The sequence below is a fragment of the Dolomitihabitans soli genome (assembly GCF_022213955.1).
Lineage (GTDB): Bacteria > Actinomycetota > Actinomycetes > Streptosporangiales > Streptosporangiaceae > Streptosporangium_A > Streptosporangium_A soli.
In genome coordinates this window covers 64,563-84,170 of record NZ_JAKNTW010000041.1, presented here as the reverse complement: position 1 = coordinate 84,170, position 19,608 = coordinate 64,563, and the positions used below count along the sequence as shown (strand labels likewise).

The window sequence follows — 19,608 nt, the reverse complement described above, 5'->3', positions numbered from 1 at the left end:
TCAGATCCGGTATCCGAAGCGGGACACGGTCTGGATGAGCGGCGGGTCGCCGAGCTTGCGGCGCAGCCCGTGGACGACGACCTTGAGCACCCCGCTGAACGGATCCAGCTCGGCGTCCCACACCTTCTCCAGCAGGTGGACGGTGGACACGGGCGCTCCTTCCGCTCGTACCAGCTCCTCCAGCACGCCCAGTTCCTTCGGGGTCAGCGTCAGTTGACGCCCGTCGCGGCGGGCGGTGCGGCGCTGCACGTCCACCTCCACGCCGCCGCACGTCAGGACCGGTGCGGCGGCGGGCCTGGCGCGGCGGGCGAGCGCGTGCACCCGCGCCAGCAGTTCGGGATAGGAGAACGGCTTCGACAGATAGTCGTCGGCCCCCAGCGCGAGCCCGCCGACCAGGTCCTCCAGTGATCCGGCCGAGGTGAGCATGAGGATGCGGGCGCTGACCCCGTCGCGGCCGGCCAGCGTTCGGCAGATGTCGTCGCCGTGCACGAGCGGCAGGTCCCGGTCCAGGATGATCACGTCGTAGTCGTGGACGGTGGCCAGTTCCAGACCACGGTCGCCGTCGAGGGCGATGTCGGTGGCGATCCCCTCGATTCGCAGGCCCTCGGCGAGGATGTCGGCCAGCGTCGACTCATCCTCGATGATCAGCAGGCGCACGACGTACTCCCCTTGTTGCAGATGCGGCCTATTTATCCAGATAGCGCGTTAGTTTCCGGTTAAGCGGGGCGGATGGCCTGCTAACCGGTGCGTAACCGCGGGGGTGCTGTCCTGATGGTCGTCCGCTCGGCGATTGGCCGGGCGGTGACCGATATCGGAGGATCGCATGCGACGCCCCATCCGCCTCATTCTGGCGACAGCCGTCCTGGCCATGGCGACCGCGGCCTGCGGCCAGGCGCAGGAACCCGCGGCCGGCGCCGATCCGGCCGCGTCCGCCGGCCCCGTCGGGCCCATCGCCCAGGACGACGCGGCGTTCCATGAGGGCCAGCTCAAGTACGCCAAGTGCATGCGCGACAACGGCGTCGACATGCCCGACCCTGAGCCCAGCGGCGCCATGATGATGCCGGAGCCCGGTCCCGAAACCGACAAGGCGAAGAAGGCCTGCGAGAAGCTCAGGCTGGCGCACCCCGACGCCGCCGACCCGGAGGCCATGTACCAGCGGCAGGTCGCGATGACCAAGTGCATGCGGGAGAAGGGCATCGAGATCGACGACCCCAAGCGCGGACAGGGGATGGCCATTTCCGCGGGCGGGGAGAAGATGCTGAAGGCGGCACAGGAGTGCGCCGCGAAGGTGCGGCAGTGACCGAACGGCGACCCGGCCGACGTGCGGCGGCCGGAGCGGCGGCCGTCCTGGCCGTGGTGGCCGTGGTCGCCGCGGTCACGCTCGTCCTGGACGGCGGCCCGTCGCCCGAGACACCGCGCGCCGCGCCGCCCCCACGGGTCACGGCGGCCGTCGAACGCATGACGCTGCTGGAACGCAAGACCGTGCAGGGCACACTCGGGTACGCCGGTCGCGCCGAGGTCGGCGCGGCCGTGCCGGGCCGGCTCACCTGGCGTCCCGGCAAGGGCCGGGTCATCCGGCAGGGAAAGCGGCTCTACGAGGCGGACGGCAGGATCGTCACGTTGCTGTACGGCACGCGGCCCGCCTATCGCACCCTCAAGGAGGGCGACGAGGGCAAGGACGTCCGGCAACTGGAGCAGGCGCTGGCCGCCATCGGCTACACCGGGTTCACCGTGGACGACGACTACAGCTACGCCACGGCCGCCGCGGTCCGCCGGTGGCAGGAGGACCGCGGCCAGAAGGAGACCGGAGAGGTGGATCCGGCCACCGTGTGGTTCGCGCCCGGACCGGTGCGCGTGGACAGCCGTAAGGCGGCCCTGGGTCAGATGCTGGCGCCGGGCACGCCGGTGCTCACCCTCACCTCGCTGCGGCGGGTGGCCACCGTACCGATCAAGGTCGGTGACCATCGCCTGGTCCGCAAGGGAGGCGGTGTCACCGTCGCCCTTCCCGGCGGATCGACGGTCAAGGGCAAGGTGACCGCCATCGGCTCCACGGTGAAGAAGCGTACGAACAGCACGGGTTCGAAGGAGGACACGGTCGACGTGACCATCGACATCGCCGCCTCGCGCGCCGCCCGCCGGTTCGACCGCGCGCCGGTGGAGGTCTCGCTGGTCAGCTCCCGCAAGGAGGACGTGCTGGCGGTGCCGGTGTCGGCGTTGATCGCGTTGCCCGGCGGCGGCTACGGCGTCACCCTCGTCGGCCCCGGCGGCTCCGTCCGGGATGTCAAGGTCCGGACGGGCATGTTCGCCGGTGGGAAGGTCGAGGTGGCGGGCGCGGGCCTGGCCGCCGGAGCCCGGGTCGAGGTGGCCCGGTGAGTTCGATGACCGGCGGCCCGCCGGTCGCCGAACTGGTCGGAGTCTCGCGTCTCTATCCGGGCGGGGTGGCGGCCCTGCGCGAGGTGAGCTTCGCCATCGGGCCGGGGGAGTTCGTGGCCATCGTGGGCCCGTCGGGGTCGGGCAAATCCACCATGCTGCACCTTCTCGGCACGCTGGACGTGCCGACCGGCGGGACCGTCCGCATCGACGGCCACGACGTGGGCACGCTCGGCGACCGGCGGACCGCCGAGTTGCGCGCCCGTGCCATCGGCTTCGTCTTCCAGCGTTTCCACCTGGCGGCGGGCGTCAGCGCGCTCGACAACGTCGCCGACGGCCTGCTGTACGCCGGAGTGCCGCGCAGGGAGCGGCGCGCCAGGGCCGAGGCGGCGCTGGCCAAGGTGGGCCTGGCCGACCGGGCCCGCCATCGGCCACACGAGTTGTCCGGCGGGCAGATGCAGCGGGTGGCCATCGCCAGGGCCATCGTCGGTGAACCGCTGCTGCTCCTCGCCGACGAGCCCACCGGCGCGCTGGACTCCGCCTCGGGGACGGCCGTTCTCGAACTGCTGCGCGAGCTCAACGAGGCGGGCTCGGCCGTCGTGGTCATCACCCACGACCGGGAGGTCGCCGCGGCGCTGCCGCGCCGTATCGAGGTGCGGGACGGCCGGGTCGTCGCCGACACCCGGCAGGACGAGAGGGGACCGTCATGAGCAGGAGGTCACGGGTTCGACTGTCGCCCGCGGACATGCTGCGCACCGGCGGCGCCGGCCTGCGCACCCGGCCGGCCCGGGTCTTCCTGTCGGCGCTCGGCATCGCGATCGGCATCGCGGCGATGGTGTCGGTGGTGGGCATCTCCTCCTCCGGCAGGGCCGACCTCGACGCGCAGATCAGCCGCCTGGGCACCAACCTGCTCACCGTCGGCCCCGGCGACGCGCTGCTCGGCGGTAAGGCGGAGTTGCCCCCGGAGGCGACCGCGATGGTCCGCAGAACCGACGGCGTACGGCAGGCCACCTCCACCGCCAGGGTGGATGACGTGAGCGTCTACCGGCACGACCGGATCCCCAAGGGGGAGAGCGGCGGCATCACCGTTCACGCCGCCGACCTGGAACTCCTGACGGTCCTCAAGGCCCGGCTGGCCGCGGGGACGTGGCTCAACCCCGCCACCGCCCGCTACCCGGTGGTCGTCCTCGGCCAGGCGAGCGCCGCCCGGCTGGGCATCACGCGGGTGGGCGACGGGGTGCAGGTGCTGATCGGCGGGGTCCATCACACCGTGATCGCGATCCTGGCGCCGGTCGAGCTGGCGCCCGAGATCGACACCGCGGCGCTGGTCGGCGGGCCGTCCGCGCGGCGGCTGTTCGGCCACGAGGGCCATCCGACGACCGTCTACGTGCGCGCGGACGAGGAGCGGATCGACCTGGTCCGCTCCCTGCTCGCGCCCACCGCCAACCCGCGAAGCCCCGGGGAGGTGCAGGTGTCCCGCCCTTCGGACGCGCTGGCCGCCAAGAAGCTCGCCGAACAGGCGTTCACCGGCCTGCTGCTGGGCCTCGGCGCGGTGGCCCTGGTCGTGGGGGGCGTCGGCGTGGCCAACACCATGGTGATCTCGGTGCTGGAGCGGCGCGGCGAGATCGGGCTGCGCCGCGCCCTGGGCGCCAACCGGGGCCAGATCCGTGGCCAGTTCCTGGTGGAGGCGGTGCTGCTGTCGGTGCTCGGCGGCGTGGCCGGGGCGGTGCTGGGCAGCCTGGTGACCGCCGGGTACGCGACATCGCAGGGGTGGCAGACCGTGGTGCCCGCGACGGCGGTCGCCGGGGGAGTCGCGGTCACGGTCGCGATCGGCACGATTGCCGGCCTATGGCCCGCCGTACGGGCCGCGCGTCTCGCTCCCACCGAAGCCCTGGCCGCACCTTGAGTCTGAACCGGCGTCGCCGCCCCAGAAGCTCGGTCCGTCCGGTGGGAACGAATCTCGACGCGGGTCAGCCGGAGGCGTCCTGCGCGGCGGCGCGGCGGATCGGCATCCAGGTGGGCGCGGGGGGATCGGCCAGGAAGTCGGTGACCAGCCGGGTGCACAGCTCCGGCTTCTCGTGGAGGAGCAGGTGGGACGTGCCGGGGACGATGGCCAGCTGGGCGTCGGGCAGGCCCCGGTACAACGCCAGCGTGTGCTCCAACGTCACGATGTCGTCGTCGGCGGCCATGACCAGCGCCGGGCAGGTGACGGCGGCCAGGTCGGCCGGCGTCAGCCCGGGTTCCTCGTTCACCGACCGGGCGATCTTGGCGAGCACGACGGGGAAATGGTCCGCACCGTCGGGCGACACCTCGGCGTAGGCCGCGACCAAGGGCTCCGGTGGCGTACCGTCGGCGTCGGGCCGCAGGATCATGCCATCCGGATGGAAGCCTCCACTGATCAGCACGAGCCTTTCGACCAGGTCGGGGCGGCGTACGGCCACCCACAACGCCACGACCGCGCCGGCGCTGTAACCCGCCAGCCGTACCGGTCCGTCGGCGACCTTCTCCAGGAACGCGATGGTGTCCTGCGCCATCACCCCGACCGTGATCGGACCCGCCACGTCGGCGGTGTGGCCGTGCCCCCGGCGGTCGGGCAGCAGGAGCCGGAACCGGCTCGCCGGCGTGGCGAGATTCCCGGCGAAGTCCCTGCTGTCGGTGAGGCCGCCGTGCAGCAGCACCAGCGGGTCCCCGTCGCCCTGCTCGTCGAACCACATGCGTACGCCGTTCACGTTTACGTGGTCAGCCATCGTGCCGCCGTCCTCTTCGTTCGGGTGTGTGGGTGTACACCGGGTAATACGGAGCGGCAGCCGGAAACTCATCGGTCGGTCGGCGGATTCAGGACGGGAGCACGGAAGGCAGGTCGAACATCGGGAACAGGCGGTCGGCGTCCAGATAGGTCGTCAGCTCGGTGATCAGGCCGTCCGAGAGCGTGACGAGGACGAGCGCGAACGCCTCGTGCCGGCCGTCCGGCCCGGTCGGCAGATACTGCGCGAACGCCGGCGAACCATTGGCCACGGTCGGCGTCAGGCGAGCGCCCGCGCAGGGCCGGCCGGCGGCGAGCAGTGTTCGGCGGATCTCGGCGCGGCCGCGCAGCCACCACCGGAACGGCGGCATGGACGTCGTGGCGTCCTCATGCAGCAGCGACACCATGGCCTCGATGTCGTAGCGCTCGAAGGCGTCGCAGTAACGGGCAAGGAGCCGCCGCTGCGCCTCGTCCATCGGCTGGAACGGCTCGGCCGGGGCGATCGGGATCGTCCGGAGCGTCGTCCGGGCGCGTTGCAGCGCGCTGGTGATCGACGCGACCGTGCTGTCCAGCAGCCGGGCGACCTCGTCCGCCTTCCAGCACAGCACGTCGCGCAAGATCAGCACCGCCCGTTGCCGGGGCGGCAGATGCTGGAGCGCGGCGACGAACGCCAGGCGGATCGTCTCGCGCTGCGCGGTGACCTCCGCCGGATCCCCGTCGGCGGGTACGACCCGGCTGTCCGGGACCGGCTGCACCCAGGCGCCCTCCGGAAGCGGCTCGCCGAGGTCGGGGCCGGTGTGCAGCCACGGGCCGAAATCCATCGCACGGGCGCGTCGCTGAGCGCTCCGCAGCATGTCCAGGCAGACATTGGTCGCGATGCGGTACAACCACGGCCGCAGCGGCCCCCGGTCCTCGTCGAACCTTCTCCAGGCCCGGACCATGGTCTCCTGCACGGCGTCCTCCGCCTCGAACGGCGAACCCAGCATCCGGTAGCAGTATCCGATCAGCTCGGCCCGGTACTGCTCCGTCCGCACCTCGGACGCGTCCACGACCTTGTTCAGCCCGAATCCACCCACGCGGGCGACAGTACCGACCCCGGTGTGGGCGGACCACCGATGCCGGTGCGCCCCTGCGGACCGCGTCTGAACGGCGACGGCCTTCAGGGCAGGACTCGTTCAGCACCCACTGTTCGGCTTGCCCGCCATGAACCTGGCGCGCAGCTTGTCGAAGTCGCTCGGCGGGCTCACCTCGACCCAGCCCGCACAGCCGATGTCGTGGCTGATGACACCTCCCACGTACAAGCGCTGATAGCCGGAGAGGGGCCCGGCGGACGCGCTCACCCGGAACGGCTGACCATTGTTGTCGATCTTCTGATGGACGATCGTCGTGCCGTCGAGCACTTGCACATCCAGATGGAAGTCGCAGGCCTGCCGTTTCGTGCGGGCGGTGATCTGGAGCTGCTGCTTCTCGCCGTCGGTCAATGTGATCGTTTTACGGGAGAAGTAGGGGCCGGCCACCTCTCCCTGATCATCCAGCAGCTGGGCCGTCGAGTGGAACTCGTCCAGATCGAAACCCATGAAGATCGGCACATTCTCCCCGGACGGCGGCGACTCGAACAACGTCCCGGTGTGCGGCTTCGTGCAGCGCTTCACGAGCTCCATCCCCTGGATGCGGATCGGCTCGGCGCGGTTGCCGCGCAGCTCCAATTTGATCGTGACGGAGTTGATCGAGGCGCCCCCGTGCCGCCAGGCCCACGGATAGTTCCAATCCTTGCCGGCCCAGTTGTTCTCGGGGCCGCCGTCCGGCTGAAAGGCCCTCAACTGGGCCCGGCTCAAGGCGACAGGCTGCGGAAACACGAAGGAGGAATCGCCTCCCGTCGGAGCCGCGGCAACATGTTGAACGTTGATCGGCGGCCCCTGCCGGGGTGGCGGCCGATCGACACCCGACACCTTCTGGCTGACGTTCGTCGCGAGAGCGGCGACGACCGCCGTGACGACCGCGGTGACGAGCGTGCCCACCCACACCAACGGCCCCTTCCACCACGACCGCTTCGAACCGCGCGCCCCCACAAACCGCGTACGCCATGCGGAACGGACCGGTTGCGGCTGGTCGGACGTCCGCTGAGGCTGCCTTCCAGCCGAACGCGATCTTCGCGCCATATACAGCTCTCCCTCGACCCGGCGAACACGCAAGTCGCACGCCTGCTCACTAAGAGTAGGCGCCAGGGGGAGGATCTGCTCCTCATTGCACCAAGGTCTCACCTGCTCGGCCAGGTCTCTCGTCGTTCACCAGGCAGCGCCCTGAGCGTCGGCCGCTACGACGATTCCGCGCTCAACGGATTCCTTTGACGAGAAGGTCCTTGGCGGCCTGGGGCGCCTTGATGGGGGAACCCGCGTCGAATGGAGGTTGAGGATCGTATTCGATAGCCAATTGGATTGCTTCAGCCGTGGTCTGATCCGCTATGCGTGCTGCCAGCGTGAGGGCCATGTCGATGCCGGAAGAGACGCCGGCGGCGGTAACGATCTTTCCTTGTGAAACGACCCTCTCGGGCGTGTAGGTGGCCCCGAACGACTCCAGAACGTCGACCGCAGCCCAATGCGTCGTCGCGGTGAGTCCCTCCAGCAGGCCGGCGGCGGCGAGCAGGAGCGATCCCGTGCAGACAGAGGTCGTCCAGGTGCTCCCCTGGTGCATCCGGCGAATCCAGGTGAGAAGCTCCTCGTTCTCCAAGAGCCCCCGGGCGCCCGGTCCTCCAGGAACCAGCAGCACATCGCAGGCGTCCGTTTCGGCGAATGTCGCATCGGCGGTAACGGCCAGCCACTTGGGAACATCCCGCACCGGTCCGGACCGTGCGGCCACGAAAAGTATCTCGGCACCCGGCAGGAATTTGAGCACTTCGTACGGCCCGACCGCGTCAAGAGCGGTGAATCGATCGAACAGCGGTATGACGATGCGCACAGAGGCTCCTCACCCGAATGCCGAACTTTTCACTCATGGTAGCCATGGCGACGCGCATCGTCGCACGAGGGGTTTCCCGCGCATGCCGATATCTCTCAGTGACGGCGGGCCGTCGGCACGGTTTGATGATCACCGCTCGGGTGTCTGCCCGCGTGGTCTGAGTTCGGGGCGCGTCTTTACCGGATCCCGCAATGGTTGTAAATATCAATTGTCCACGGAAACTTTGTCGATCTTGACTGCTATCCGTTCCGGCGGATCGGGATATTTCGTCTCATTGTTAGGCGACGGCAGAACGCATGCCGTGAGAGGTATCCCCAGACGAAGGCAGTGCCCCATGCTCAAACGAGCCCTCGTAACCACCGCCCTCTCCCTCGCCACCCTACTCGGATTAGCGCTACCCGCCCACGCGGTGACGCTGGAGCAAAAACTCAGTGCACTCTCCGGATTCTCCCAGCCTACGCAAGCCAGCGCCGCCAGCTGGGTCTCTGCCTGGCAGAACCAGGCAGGCTGGGGGGACTACGCCTTCAACTGGTCGACCGACCTCTGTTCGAGCAGTCCGGACCAGCCCCTCGGCTTCGACTTCAGAATGTCGTGCCGGCGTCACGACTTCGGCTACCGCAACTACAAGGCGGTGAGCCGCTTCCCGGCGAACAAGTCGCGCATCGACGACTCGTTCTACTTCGACATGAAGCAGGTGTGCGCCGGATACTCCAGCGTCCCCAGGAACACCTGTAACGGTATCGCCTGGACTTACTATCAGGCAGTCAAGGAGTTCGGCTCCCTCAACGTGACCGACGCGGAGATCGAGCGAATCCGCCAGGACACCGAACAAGCAGCCTAGAACGCCGAGAGGTGACCCACCCCGCCCCCGCGTGTGCAGGTCCCTCCGCTCGCTGACTTCCACCGGGCCGGGCATTCGCCCGGCCCGGTGCTGCCCACCTTCTCGGCGGCTGGGTCGCCCCTTCGGACGTGAAGCAACGGCGACCCTGGGGCCCGTCTGATCTCGAACTCGCCTGAAGGTCTTCGCCGACCTGGTCGACGAAGCCGAGGCGCCGGTTCATCGCGGACGCGTTAAGCGGGTGGCCTCGCGGTCGCTAGGAGCCGTCAAATATCGAAAAAATCGAATTGATGACGCTGGCGGCCTGCGCCGGATAGAGAAGGAAGATGAGCGAGATGGCGACGGCGGGGATGATGATGATGTAGCCGAGCATGAGCCCGGCCACCGCCATGCCGTGGCCGGACCTGGCGCCGCGTTTGGTCTTCCTTGTGGCCATGTGACCGAGGACGACGGCGATGAAGCAGGGGATGCCGAGCATGCACCATCCGCCGAACAAGCCGACCAGGCCGAAAATCATGCTGGCGACGGCGAGTCCAGACGTGGGCGTTACGCCCGGGGCGCCGACATAGTGGATCGGCTGCTGATGGCCGGGCGGCCCATAGTACGGCGGTTGCCCATACGGACCCGGCGGGCCGGGCTGGGGGTGCGGTCCGGTTCCAGCCGGGTAGGGCCCGGGCCGGTTGTTCTCGTCATCTGAGGGGAAGCCCATGAGATCTCCATGTCGAAACCTGGGCGCCCCTCGTGCAGCGAGTTACCCGCCTTCGCCCTGAGATGGGACAGCCAGAATACACGGCGGGTTTACGGGGCGGGAGTAACGATTCCGCACTTCCGGATGGACCTCGAAGAGTTCGGGGCCGGTGGTCGAAGCTCGCACCTTTTGGCAGGCGTAGGAACACAGCCCGGTATAAGGCGGCAACTCCCTGGTCTGGTTCGAGTGGTCGAGGCTGGGAGCATCGAAACCCACCTCCGGTTGTTCTTGAATGGACACCGTAGGCCCGTGTTTCTTGAAGTTCACGAGCCAGGTAACGCTCTTCGTCGCCGAGCCTGTGGATTTCGGAATAGTGACGATCTTGGGGTGTGCTCTCAACCATGCCGCTGCCGCAGGCGGCGACACCCACGGGACGGTGGGGCGCGGGGGCTCTGCCGCGCCCCACCACCGAGGTGCCGCCCGTGCCGTACGTGCGCTGCCCCGGTTAGACGCAGCGCAGGACGAACGACTCGCCCGTGCCGTCGTTCACGTTGTATGTGTAACCGGCCACCGAGCCGTCGTCCGAGGCGACCGTGAGCCATATGCTGTGCGTGGGCGACTTCGGGACGGCGTGGACGAACTGGCCGAGACGCCAGATGCCCTCACCGCCGCCGGTGGCCTCATCCGTGGTGCCGGTGATCAGGCCGTCAGGGTTGATGGCCTGGGTGTCGGAGCTGTTGGGCAGCACGCGCGGCACTCCGTCGGTGTCCCACAGTATTCCGTAGCTGCGGTAAGGCGAGGTGTAGCTGACCGAGCCGACCACGCGCCCGTTGGAGATGTCGGTGGCGAACATGCCGGCCGCCCCCGAGATCTTGGCCAGCGGGGTGATCACGCCGTTCCGCCACAGCGCCGGGCCGTTCGGGCTGCTCAGCAGCACCGTGCCGTCCTCGTCCGCGTCCTCGGGCTGGTACTTGTCGGGCAGGACGGTCTCGATCACCTGACCGGGCTGATCCGCCGGCCAGCGCAGCAGGCGGTGCACGTACTGGTTGTCGACCTTTACCATGTTCCGGCCGGTGACATCGCCTTTCTCGTTGATGGCGAATGGCCGGATGAATCCATTGTTGGCCGGGCGGGCGAGTGTCTCCGTCTGGCCATTCTTGATGAGGATCACGTAGCTGGGCCCGAAGTAGGGCGGGGCGGCGATGGCGGTCCAGGCCAGCACGGTGCTCGCCCGGGTCTCATCCGGCAGACCTACTATCGGCTCGTTGCCGATCTTGGTGCCGTAGTCGATGAGCTGCCCATTCCGCCAAGAAACCCCGTGCCAGAAGCCGTCGGCGAGTACGGCGCGCCCCGAGAAACCGCCCTGGTGGTTCGTCGCGGTGACCTCGGATCGCAAGGTGCCCGTCGGCACGGGTAAAGCGGATCGCGTCCAGGCGCACGCGGTGCTTGTGGAGGCCGAGGCGGACGCGGCGCCCGACACCACCGTGCCCGAGGCCAGCAGTAGCAGGGTGCCGGCAGCCAGACTGCCCAGCCGGTTCACATTCATGACATTCCTCTCAGAATAACGCAGTTGGTGATCAGCCTAGGCGGCGCGGAATAGCTGGCCACCTTTCCTTGAACTCGTGGCAATTTCCAAGAAATTCACCTGCCGGAGTAGGTCGAGCGCGGGCGGCCGGGTTTCCACCTCAGCCGACTACGGGTATCGCGACCATCCCGGAGTTGGAGCGCTCCAGTTATCAAGGGACGACGAGGGCTGCGCCCAACCTGTTGTGGGATGAGGTGAGGTCAGTAGTGCAGGATTCCTGCCCTGCCGTCACGGTCGGCGCCGTCGGGGTGCCGATGTCACTGGACGCGGTAGATCATCTCGTGTATATCGGCAGTTGGAGCCAACGGAACGAGGGAGAACGACGCGGATGGGCTTGAAGGTCGAGAGCCGATCGTCCGTTTCGCCGTACGTCGAGTGGGTGTGTGGCCGAGCAGTGGCGATGACGTCGATTGCGGCGACCCATTGGGATCTGATCTGCTGGGAGCACCGCGGTCAGGTCAACGTGGTTGTTCAAGAGCCGGAGTCGAGGACTCGTTCCCTTCGCGCGAGATCGTCAGTAACGTGTCCACTTCGGGATTGTGGATCACTCTCATAGCCAAAACGACAATGGAGCAAGGCAATGGGCAGAATCGTTTCGAACTTCTTCATCTCGCTGGACGGTGTGGTCGAGTCGCCGGACCAGTGGCACTTCCCGTACTTCAACGACGAGATGGGCGCCGCGGTCGAGGGGGGCGTGCAGAATGCGGCGGCGTTCCTGATGGGCCGCAAGCTGTACGAGGAGTGGTCGGCGTACTGGACGACGACGGACGCCGACCAGGACTTCGCCGGTTTCATCAACAACGCCGCCAAGTACGTCGTGTCGAACACCCTGGAGAAGGCGGACTGGAACAACACCACCGTCATCTCCGGTGACGTCGAGGCCGAACTGCGCGAACTCAAGAAGCGGATCGACGGCGACATCCAGATGTCCGGCTCCGCGAAGACCGTGCGCTGGCTTCTCGCCAACGGACTGCTCGACGAGCTGAACCTGCTCGTCCACCCGATCGCCGTCGGCCATGGCGAGCGGCTGTTCGAGGACACCCCGACCCACCCGCTGAAGCTGGTCAAGTCGGAGACATTCCAGACCGGCGTGCTCAATCTGACCTACGTTCCGGACGCCGGCTGACAGATGCCTGGGCTCAGGCCCGTAAGGGAGAGGGCCGGCCGGGCGTCGCGTTCGCGGAACTCCACTCGCAGGCTCATCCGCTGAAATGATCAGCGTGGTCTCGGTCGCCCCCTCAGTACCGCAGGAGCACTCTTGTCCAAGCGTCGTGGTTTAACCTGGTCCGCAGCCCTCACCGCGCTGTTCATGAGCGTCGCCGTTCCCGGCGCCGCAGCGGGCGAGGAGGCGGACGGCCCGACCTCTCCTGGGCCGGTCTACCGGACGGTCACCGACAAGAGCGGGCAACTGTCGCTGCAGGTCAGCGGACGTCCGGATGGGCGGGACATGGTCTTCCGTATCTCGGGAGCCGTCTACGCCAACATCGAGGGCAACGCTTACGATCCGCAGCTGCGTCATGGCCGGAAACTGTTCAACATCGAGGGCTACAACATCCGGCGGTTATACCGGGTGCCCGGGACCACGCAGCTCTACCAGCTCTCCCGCGAGATCGTCTTCTACACCGACCCCGCCGACCCCACGAGGATCCTGCGGGAGTGGCAGAACCCGATCGATCTCAAGACCTATCCCGTAGTCCCCATCAACAACGACGCGGTGAACTTCGGCCCGTTCAACGTCACCTCCTCCTACGCCGGCCCGCCCCTGCGGCAGATACACGACGAGACCGTGTGGAGCAGTGACATCCCGGTGCGCGCGGACTTCACCACCACGTTGGGCGAGTCGTTCGGCCTGGTGAACGGTGTCTACGCGGCCCAGGAGATGTTCGACTTCTACGTCGGCTCCCGTGAGGTCGCGGCCCGCACGATTCCGGGCACGGTGCCCAAGGGCGCGATGGAAACCAAGGTCAGCTGGTCCCGGACGAGTCCGTGGGCGCCGTTCATGTGCCTGCCGGAGAGCAGCGTCCGCGGGCAGCTCACCTACCACGCCCGCAGCTGGTCGGTGCAGTCCTACGTTGACATCGAGCCGTGGCTGCGCGCGGAGGTCGACGCGGCCTACCCGCTCTTCAAATCCGCTTCCAGCGCGCCCGGCCCAAGCGAGAACTCCTGGACTTCGTTTTACAACAAGCAATTGGGCAAGGGCGCCACCACGTGGGCCGACTGGTGCGCCGCCAATGGGCGGGCCTGACGGCCACGATTATGGACGTGGGACGCGGTGCTCCACGCCGTACGTGCCGGAACGGCAGTACGGATAACCCTCCCAGCCCGGTCCCTTGCGGGCTGCACCAAGCCCTGCCGTCGGACGCCGACAAGGCGGTGCGGCGCACGATTTCGGCGTCGGAATTATCATTGATCAATCCCGCACAATCGGCGAGGCTGGCTGTTCACGAACGTCCACAATTGTTCACGCCGACATCTGCGCAGGTCACAGGCCTTCCGACACGGTAGGGAGAGTGCTTGATGGCGAGTGAGGGCTCCTTTCCCCACCCTGCGGATGCCGCGACCGCCGAAGAGCTCAGTATCCAGCTGCGGCGGCTCAAAGCATGGTCCGGATTGTCGTTCCGGGAGCTTGAACGCCGAGCGCGCGTCGCCGGTGACGTCCTGCCGATCAGCACCAGCTGGGGGATGCTCAACCCGCACCAGCAGGGGGTGCCCCGGGTGGAACTCATCGTTGCGTTCACACGGGCGTGCGGGTGCACACCGGATCAGGTGACCGCCTGGGTCGCGGCTCGCCGCCGGATCGCGGCGGCCGCCGCCGGAGATGATCCGGACGACGAATCGGCCGACCCGACGGCGACAGGGCACCCGCGCGAATCGGACCGGCTTCCCCCGTCCCTGCCCGAGACGGTGGAACAGGAGCGTCGCGTTGCGGGGAGAGCCAGGCGCGGTCGGCGTTGGCTTGCCGTCGTGGCCGGGCTGCTCGTGCTGGCCGTCGCAGACGGCGCGGTGAGCGGAGTCCGTACCGATGCGGCCGATGAACACATGCTGTTATCGGACCGGTGTCCCGACCCGATGATGGTCGGCACCTATGGGGTCTGCGCCCAGGAACTGCAGCGGCAGCTGCACAGGCAAGGCCTCGACCTGCCGGACGACGCATGGTTCGGACCGTTCACCAAGCAGCGGGTCATGATCTTCCAAACCCTCATGGGGCTCCCCTCGACAGGAATGGCCGATCACCGGACCAAACGCGCCCTGCTCGATGGAAAGCAGATCTCGCCTTCACGATGGACCTCCGCGCAGACTGAACGGCGGTTGCGCAAGGTCTTCTCCGAGGATCCGGATCGAGCGACCGAATTGGCTCGATGCCTGTCCCTCCTCGATCCGTTGTGGATCATGTCGGATCGCCTCGGCACGCGGAGGTGGGGGCTTTTCCAGTTTTCCGACCTGGAACTCAAGTCTCTCCGCGCTGAACCGGCGACGGCTCTCAACCCTGAGTGGAACATCCAGACGGCCCACAAGATCTGGCGCCGTACCAAGGACTTTCGCCACTGGTCCTGCCGTACACCCACTGGTCAGGCCATATCGTAGCCAGGCCAAGGAGTTGTTCACCTTGATCGGCCTTGGATGGCGTCCCTATAGGCGCAGCTCCGTCGATGGCTTCCTGCCGCGGCCGTAGGCCTTGTCGTAGTCGGTCCGGCCGAGCCGTTCGGCGAGGTCACGCAGCTCCGTGAAGGTCGGCAGCACGATTCCCTCCCCGCCGAGCACCGCGCACGACCGCTGTCTCACCCGCGAGTGACGGCATCCCGGTGCCAGGTCGCGGGCGGGTCAGCGTACGGCTCCAGCCCACTGCCAGGTCGCGCGCCGGGGCAACTCGGGAAGTGGGATGCGGCCCGTACACCACAACAAGGTGTCGGACGGTCCGTGCCCTGACGGAGCATCAGGAAAGAGCCGGTCGAGGACGGCGGAGCCGATGTCGTCGGGTGGGACCCAGGAGCGGCCGAAAGCGCGGGTGATGTCGTAGGTGTGGACGGCCAGTTCGGTGATTCCCATGGCGGCGAATCCGGTGGCGTCGGAGTGGCCCCAGGGGTGCCAGGCGCGTGCGTCGGCGGCCGCGTCCCGGACGGTGGAAGTGAGGAGGGAAGCGGCGATACGGACACCCTCCAGGCAGGTGGGAACAGGGGCCTGGGGGTCGAGCGAGGCGAAGAGGGTGATGTAGCGGTCGCGGGGCCGGGCGATGAGCAGGCCGGCGTAGCCGATCAGTCCGAGGGCGAGATGGTCGAGAGTGTGGCGGCAGGTCCAGTCAAGGTCACGAGCGGCGAGTGACCAGTCCTGGTCGGCCACGTCGAGCAGGGCATCCAGGCACTCTTCGGTCGCGGTCGACAGCAGGTCCGTCCACGGCACGGCGGTGGCCGGAGGCATCGGATCCGACGTGCGATGAGCGGCAGTCAGCGTCGTGCTCACTTCTCGTCCCCCGGGTTCTTCAGGACCTCGATCAGACTCGCGTAGCTGTCGGAGCCGTGGCCTGCGGCCTTGGCCCGTTTCATGGCCGCCTTCAAGACCTCGGGCAGGGCGTTGTCGACGCCCCGGTCCGCCGCGGCGTGGATGAGATGGTCGATCGCCGCGATCTGTACGTCGACGGTGGCGTCGTCGCCCGGGTAACGGCCGGCGTCCACCTGGGCCGCGTACCTGGTCAGGAACCCGTTCACGGCGGTCAGCCAGCGGATCGCGATGGGGGTGATGGCCGTGGCCGGTATCTTCTCCGCGCCGACCAGCGCGATGCCGTGCAGCCAGCCGGTCATGGTGGCCCACATCAGGCCGAGCAGGGCGGCATCGTAAAGAGAGGCCAGGCCAGGGTCGGCGCCCAGGTGCAGGGGGTCGCCCAGGGCGGCCAAGGTCGGGCGGTGGACGTCGAAGACCGCGTCGGAACCGCTGTACAGGAACATCATCTCGGGGCTCCCGACGCCGGGCGGGGTGGTCATGATCGCACCGTCGAGGTAGTCGGCGCCGTGCGTTTGGGCCCACGCGGCGGCCTCATGAGCCTGCTCCGGTGAGCCGGACGTGAGGTTGACCAGGGCCTTGCCCGCGAGGGCGCCGACGACGGGGTCGAGCACGGTGTGCAGCGCCTCGTAGTCGAGTACGCAGGCAATGATGAGCGGGCTCGCCGCGATCGACTCCTCGGGCGTCGCGGCCAGGCGGGCACCCCTTTCGACCAGCGCCTGGGCCTTGCCAGCCGAGCGGTTCCACACGGTGGTCGGGTGGCCCCTGTCCAGCAACGCGGCGGCCAGCGCCGAGCCCATCGAACCCAACCCGACAACGGTTACGGCCTGCAGATCAGAATTCATGTCACAACTCCTGCGTACATCCGCACACGGCGGTTGATTAGGTACGAACCAGGCTCGCAGCGCGCAGTGGGCCGAAACAGTGACACTGATGACGGCTATCGCCAAATTGCTGCCATATCCTTCTGAGCATGAGCGTTGGTTCCGTCGCCGTGGTCGTGACCGAGGAGATAGAGGTCCCCTCCTGGGACCTGTACGAGTTGAGCATCCCCTGCACCGTCTTCGGAAAGCCGCAGCCTGATCTGGCCGATCCCTGGTACGACCTGCGGCTGTGTGGAACCGGAGCGGGAGCGCGGAACGGTGCGACGGCCGACACCGGGCTCGCTCTGCGTACCCGCTACGGGCTCGACGACCTCGCCGACGCGGACACCGTGATCGTGCCCTCGGTGCCCGACTCCTGCGTCGAGGAGGGCAGGCCGTTGCCGCAGGAGCTGATCACGGCCCTGCGTCGCGCTTACGACGCGGGCGCCCGCATGGTCTCCCTGTGCACAGGCGCCTTCGCGCTCGCCGAGGCAGGGCTGCTCGACGGACGCCGCGCCACAGCGCATTGGATGCACACCGCTCAACTCGCGGAGCGCTACCCGAAGGTGCACGTCGACGACTCGGTGCTGTACGTAGACGACGGCGACATCCTCACCAGCGCCGGGCTGACCGCCGGCCTCGACCTGTGCCTGCATCTGGTGCGTCGTGACCTCGGCGCGCACGTCGCCAACCAGCTGGCCCGCCGGATGGTGGTGCCCGCGCACCGGGGCGGCGGGCAGGCGCAGTTCATCGACCTGTCCGTGCCCGACACCGACGACGAGGGGCTGGGCCCCGTACTGGACTGGGCCCGGGCCAACCTGGACCGACCGCTGACGGTGGAGGACCTGGCGCAGCGGGCCGCGATGAGCCCGCGTACGCTCTACCGGCGGCTTCGGGCGGCCTCCGGGACGACTCCCCTTCAGTGGCTCCTCAACCATCGCCTGGCACGGGCCCAGAATCTGCTGGAATCGACAGATCTCCCGGTCGAGAAGATCGGAGAGCTGACCGGCCTCGGCACGGCCAACAACCTTCGCCACCACTTCCTCAAGCAGATCGGGGTATCGCCGACCGACTACCGGCGGGCCTTCCCTCATGCGACGCCTGAGCCGCCATCCTCCTCGACGTGACCCCCGGCGCTTGATCGCCAGGCTGAGAACGCCCCCAGACCGCATAACCTTCTGATCGCCGGACGGGTGCTGCTGGTGATCGCGGTGCAATTGTTTGTTCAGCGATACGCCCGGTTTGTCGGCACCCGAAGGGCTAGCGTGGTCGCTGTCGAGCTGAGCGACGGAGGGGCGCCGGCCGATCTCAGGGGCAGAGGAGGTCTCGTGCGAAGGACGATCGCGTGCCTGTCCCTGGTGCTGCTTCTGTCCTCCTGCGGTTCGTCGCATCAGGTCTCGCCCGGCGGGTTCGAGGGTCGTGCCCGGGAGGTGGTGACGCGGTGGCAGGGCTCGGCCGACGACCGCGCCTGGCGCGAAGGGTTCGTTGCGTTGGAAGTGCTGAACCCGCAGGGGTGGGGCCGCGTGGGCGACATTCCGGCCTGGGTGAACCTCAGCGATCACAACGGCGCCTACCATCTGGCGGCCAAGCTGCCCGCGGACTCCCTGACCCGCGCGGATGTGCGATGGCCGGACGGCAAGGTCTCGCAGGTGCCACTCGTCACGGCGGCCAGCGCTTACGCGGAGTTAAGCAAGCCGGCCGACCTCATCGAGGAAGAGTGCCCGCCCAAGGGATGTCGCCCGCTGCGGGTGATTGGAACCGAGCTGGGCGAGGTGTCGCTGAAGACCAGCCGTGGCACGGCCCGGGTGCCTGCCTGGAAGTTCACCGTCGAGGGGGTCGAGCAGAAGAAGGTCCATGTGGCGGTCGACCCTTCGGCCGTCACGGCCCTTCCTGAGCGGGTGCAGCCGGGCATCGAGGAGGTGATGGCGTTCGATCTCGTCGCCGGCAAGCCGGGCGAGTTGCTTCTCCGGTATGGCTACGGCGCCTGCGACACCGTTCACGGGGCGCGTGCTTACGAGACCGACCAACTGGTGGTGGTCGACGTGGACGAGAAGTACTCCGGTTCTGGCGAGCCTTGCCCGGCGATACTCAAGACGGCCATGATCACCGTCACGCTCGCGCGACCGCTCGGCAACCGCCTCGTGCTCGACTCCGGCACGGGCCTGCCAGTTCTGCGGGGACTACAAAGGCGCTGACGGTTCCACCTCCGTCCCCCAGGTCAGCCGCGTGCCGCGGTGACAGATAGCGCGACAACCAACAGGGCTTCGGGCGCTCCGCAAGGTGCTGTGGATCCACCGAACGGTGGAGGCGCGAATCAACCTAGGCTCAGACGCTACGGTCGATGTGGCGGGGTGCGGTGCGCCCGTAACTTCGCAGTATGACCGCGTTGGAAGTACGAAATCTGCACAAGCGCTACGGGGAGCACGTTGCCGTCGACGACGTCTCTTTCACCGTTCAAGAGGGGGAGATCTTCGGCATCATCGGGCCCAACGGCGCCGGCAAGACGACAACCGTCGAGAGCATCGCCGGCCTGCGAACGCCCGACTCGGGCTCGATTTCTGTGCTGGGACTCGACCCGATCAAGGACCGGGCGGAGGTGCGTGAGCGACTCGGCGTGCAACTGCAGGAGAGCAGCTTCCCAGACGCGATCAAGGTCGCCGAAGCCCTCGAACTCTACAGCTCCTTTTACCGGAACCCCGCCGACTGGCGCGAGCTCATGGAGCTCCTTGGTCTCACCGAGAAGCGCAACACGCAGTACAAGGCTCTCTCAGGCGGGCAGAAGCAGCGGCTTTCGATCGCGCTCGCTCTGGTCGGCAATCCGAAGATCGTGCCCCCGCCGGAGGCGTGGTGTGCATTGGGCGCTCGGGGCTTGGACGTCTCGCTCTTGGCATGCGATCATCCTGGTCATGTCATCGATCAGAAAGGGCTATGCCGCGTAGGCGCCCTTCCCAGGTCCGTACGCGAGAATCGGCGTGTCGGACTCACAGAGCTGTGATCCATCATGTTCCCGGGCTTGGCCGTCGACCCATGGCCGCGGTGATCGCCCTCGAACACACCCGCATGTGGCCGGGC

The 19,608-nt window shown here is 67.9% G+C and carries 21 protein-coding genes; 11 read left to right on the top strand and 10 right to left on the bottom strand.

The window, feature by feature from the left end:
• Complete coding sequence (locus MBA17_RS44840) at positions 1-657, bottom strand: response regulator transcription factor (protein ID WP_238504669.1); 657 nt, start codon at positions 655-657, stop codon at positions 1-3.
• A 166-nt stretch (positions 658-823) separates the two neighbouring features.
• On the opposite strand from MBA17_RS44840, the gene MBA17_RS44835 reads away from it, so the two are divergent.
• From MBA17_RS44835 to MBA17_RS44820, 4 genes are read left to right on the top strand one after another with little or no spacing between them, the layout of a single operon-like run.
• Positions 824-1,300, top strand: a complete 477-nt coding sequence (locus MBA17_RS44835; protein ID WP_238504667.1) for a hypothetical protein — start codon at positions 824-826, stop codon at positions 1,298-1,300.
• A complete protein-coding gene (locus MBA17_RS44830; RefSeq protein WP_238504665.1) occupies positions 1,297-2,373 on the top strand; it encodes an efflux RND transporter periplasmic adaptor subunit in 1,077 nt (358 codons plus the stop codon). Before MBA17_RS44835 ends, MBA17_RS44830 begins: the two co-directional genes overlap by 4 nt.
• Before the next feature lie 5 nt (positions 2,374-2,378).
• Entirely contained in the window at positions 2,379-3,080 is a 702-nt protein-coding gene (locus tag MBA17_RS44825) for an ABC transporter ATP-binding protein (RefSeq protein WP_238504718.1), read from the top strand.
• Positions 3,077-4,276, top strand: coding sequence for an ABC transporter permease (locus tag MBA17_RS44820; protein WP_238504658.1), 1,200 nt, complete (start codon positions 3,077-3,079; stop codon positions 4,274-4,276). Before MBA17_RS44825 ends, MBA17_RS44820 begins: the two co-directional genes overlap by 4 nt.
• A 64-nt stretch (positions 4,277-4,340) precedes the next feature.
• On the opposite strand, the gene MBA17_RS44815 is transcribed toward MBA17_RS44820, so the two are convergent.
• From MBA17_RS44815 to MBA17_RS44800, 4 genes are all read right to left on the bottom strand, one after another.
• Entirely contained in the window at positions 4,341-5,117 is a 777-nt protein-coding gene (locus tag MBA17_RS44815; protein ID WP_238504651.1) for an alpha/beta fold hydrolase, read from the bottom strand.
• Between the two features lie 88 nt (positions 5,118-5,205).
• Positions 5,206-6,189 carry a sigma-70 family RNA polymerase sigma factor gene (locus tag MBA17_RS44810; protein WP_455432973.1) on the bottom strand — a complete coding sequence of 328 codons (984 nt, stop codon included), beginning with the start codon at positions 6,187-6,189 and terminating at the stop codon, positions 5,206-5,208.
• Between the two features lie 99 nt (positions 6,190-6,288).
• Positions 6,289-7,131, bottom strand: a complete 843-nt coding sequence (locus MBA17_RS44805; RefSeq protein WP_238504649.1) for a hypothetical protein — start codon at positions 7,129-7,131, stop codon at positions 6,289-6,291.
• A 313-nt stretch (positions 7,132-7,444) separates the two neighbouring features.
• Positions 7,445-8,068 (bottom strand): DJ-1/PfpI family protein, encoded by a 624-nt coding sequence (locus MBA17_RS44800; RefSeq protein WP_238504647.1) that lies wholly within the window; start codon positions 8,066-8,068, stop codon positions 7,445-7,447.
• 334 nt (positions 8,069-8,402) lie between these two features.
• On the opposite strand from MBA17_RS44800, the gene MBA17_RS44795 reads away from it, so the two are divergent.
• Positions 8,403-8,909: a phospholipase gene (locus MBA17_RS44795; protein WP_238504646.1), complete on the top strand. Its 507-nt coding sequence runs from the start codon at positions 8,403-8,405 to the stop codon at positions 8,907-8,909.
• Positions 8,910-9,162: 253 nt separating this feature from the next.
• Here the strand turns inward: MBA17_RS44795 and MBA17_RS50050 are convergent, their stop codons facing one another.
• Together MBA17_RS50050 and MBA17_RS44785 are read right to left on the bottom strand one after the other, a co-directional pair.
• Positions 9,163-9,615, bottom strand: a complete 453-nt coding sequence (locus tag MBA17_RS50050; protein WP_274386915.1) for a DUF4190 domain-containing protein — start codon at positions 9,613-9,615, stop codon at positions 9,163-9,165.
• A gap of 484 nt (positions 9,616-10,099) precedes the next feature.
• Positions 10,100-11,140 (bottom strand): hypothetical protein, encoded by a 1,041-nt coding sequence (locus tag MBA17_RS44785; RefSeq protein WP_238504644.1) that lies wholly within the window; start codon positions 11,138-11,140, stop codon positions 10,100-10,102.
• Between the two features lie 619 nt (positions 11,141-11,759).
• Between MBA17_RS44785 and MBA17_RS44780 the strand changes: the two genes are divergently transcribed.
• From MBA17_RS44780 to MBA17_RS44770, 3 genes are all read left to right on the top strand, one after another.
• Positions 11,760-12,305 (top strand): dihydrofolate reductase family protein, encoded by a 546-nt coding sequence (locus MBA17_RS44780; RefSeq protein WP_238504642.1) that lies wholly within the window; start codon positions 11,760-11,762, stop codon positions 12,303-12,305.
• Between the two features lie 183 nt (positions 12,306-12,488).
• Positions 12,489-13,424, top strand: a complete 936-nt coding sequence (locus MBA17_RS44775; RefSeq protein ID WP_238504641.1) for a DUF1838 family protein — start codon at positions 12,489-12,491, stop codon at positions 13,422-13,424.
• Between the two features lie 272 nt (positions 13,425-13,696).
• Positions 13,697-14,764, top strand: coding sequence for a peptidoglycan-binding protein (locus MBA17_RS44770; protein WP_238504638.1), 1,068 nt, complete (start codon positions 13,697-13,699; stop codon positions 14,762-14,764).
• A gap of 45 nt (positions 14,765-14,809) precedes the next feature.
• On the opposite strand, the gene MBA17_RS44765 is transcribed toward MBA17_RS44770, so the two are convergent.
• The 3 genes from MBA17_RS44765 to MBA17_RS44755 are packed head-to-tail and all read right to left on the bottom strand — an operon-like array spanning position 14,810 to position 16,518.
• A complete protein-coding gene (locus tag MBA17_RS44765) occupies positions 14,810-14,962 on the bottom strand; it encodes a hypothetical protein (RefSeq protein ID WP_238504636.1) in 153 nt (50 codons plus the stop codon).
• Positions 14,963-15,001: 39 nt separating this feature from the next.
• Positions 15,002-15,595, bottom strand: a complete 594-nt coding sequence (locus MBA17_RS44760; protein ID WP_238504634.1) for a maleylpyruvate isomerase N-terminal domain-containing protein — start codon at positions 15,593-15,595, stop codon at positions 15,002-15,004.
• Positions 15,596-15,633: 38 nt separating this feature from the next.
• On the bottom strand, positions 15,634-16,518 hold the full coding sequence (locus tag MBA17_RS44755) for an NAD(P)-dependent oxidoreductase (protein WP_238504633.1): 885 nt from the start codon (positions 16,516-16,518) through the stop codon (positions 15,634-15,636).
• A gap of 128 nt (positions 16,519-16,646) precedes the next feature.
• Here MBA17_RS44755 and MBA17_RS44750 point away from each other — a divergent pair, with 128 nt between their 5' ends.
• From MBA17_RS44750 to MBA17_RS44740, 3 genes are all read left to right on the top strand, one after another.
• Positions 16,647-17,663 (top strand): GlxA family transcriptional regulator, encoded by a 1,017-nt coding sequence (locus tag MBA17_RS44750; protein WP_238504632.1) that lies wholly within the window; start codon positions 16,647-16,649, stop codon positions 17,661-17,663.
• Between the two features lie 201 nt (positions 17,664-17,864).
• Positions 17,865-18,731, top strand: a complete 867-nt coding sequence (locus tag MBA17_RS44745; protein ID WP_238504631.1) for a hypothetical protein — start codon at positions 17,865-17,867, stop codon at positions 18,729-18,731.
• 182 nt (positions 18,732-18,913) lie between these two features.
• Positions 18,914-19,531, top strand: coding sequence for an ABC transporter ATP-binding protein (locus MBA17_RS44740; protein ID WP_238504630.1), 618 nt, complete (start codon positions 18,914-18,916; stop codon positions 19,529-19,531).
• The last annotated feature ends 77 nt before the right edge of the window (positions 19,532-19,608 follow it).

Coding starts and splice junctions, on each gene's coding strand:
- MBA17_RS44835 (WP_238504667.1), top strand. CDS start 824: ATGCGACGCCCCATCCGCCTCATTCTGGCGACAGCCGTCCTGGCCATG.
- MBA17_RS44825 (WP_238504718.1), top strand. CDS start 2,379: ATGACCGGCGGCCCGCCGGTCGCCGAACTGGTCGGAGTCTCGCGTCTC.
- MBA17_RS44820 (WP_238504658.1), top strand. CDS start 3,077: ATGAGCAGGAGGTCACGGGTTCGACTGTCGCCCGCGGACATGCTGCGC.
- MBA17_RS44815 (WP_238504651.1), bottom strand. CDS start 5,117: ATGGCTGACCACGTAAACGTGAACGGCGTACGCATGTGGTTCGACGAG.
- MBA17_RS44795 (WP_238504646.1), top strand. CDS start 8,403: ATGCTCAAACGAGCCCTCGTAACCACCGCCCTCTCCCTCGCCACCCTA.
- MBA17_RS50050 (WP_274386915.1), bottom strand. CDS start 9,615: ATGGGCTTCCCCTCAGATGACGAGAACAACCGGCCCGGGCCCTACCCG.
- MBA17_RS44785 (WP_238504644.1), bottom strand. CDS start 11,140: ATGAATGTGAACCGGCTGGGCAGTCTGGCTGCCGGCACCCTGCTACTG.
- MBA17_RS44780 (WP_238504642.1), top strand. CDS start 11,760: ATGGGCAGAATCGTTTCGAACTTCTTCATCTCGCTGGACGGTGTGGTC.
- MBA17_RS44775 (WP_238504641.1), top strand. CDS start 12,489: ATGAGCGTCGCCGTTCCCGGCGCCGCAGCGGGCGAGGAGGCGGACGGC.
- MBA17_RS44770 (WP_238504638.1), top strand. CDS start 13,697: ATGGCGAGTGAGGGCTCCTTTCCCCACCCTGCGGATGCCGCGACCGCC.
- MBA17_RS44760 (WP_238504634.1), bottom strand. CDS start 15,595: ATGCCTCCGGCCACCGCCGTGCCGTGGACGGACCTGCTGTCGACCGCG.
- MBA17_RS44755 (WP_238504633.1), bottom strand. CDS start 16,518: ATGAATTCTGATCTGCAGGCCGTAACCGTTGTCGGGTTGGGTTCGATG.
- MBA17_RS44750 (WP_238504632.1), top strand. CDS start 16,647: ATGAGCGTTGGTTCCGTCGCCGTGGTCGTGACCGAGGAGATAGAGGTC.
- MBA17_RS44740 (WP_238504630.1), top strand. CDS start 18,914: ATGACCGCGTTGGAAGTACGAAATCTGCACAAGCGCTACGGGGAGCAC.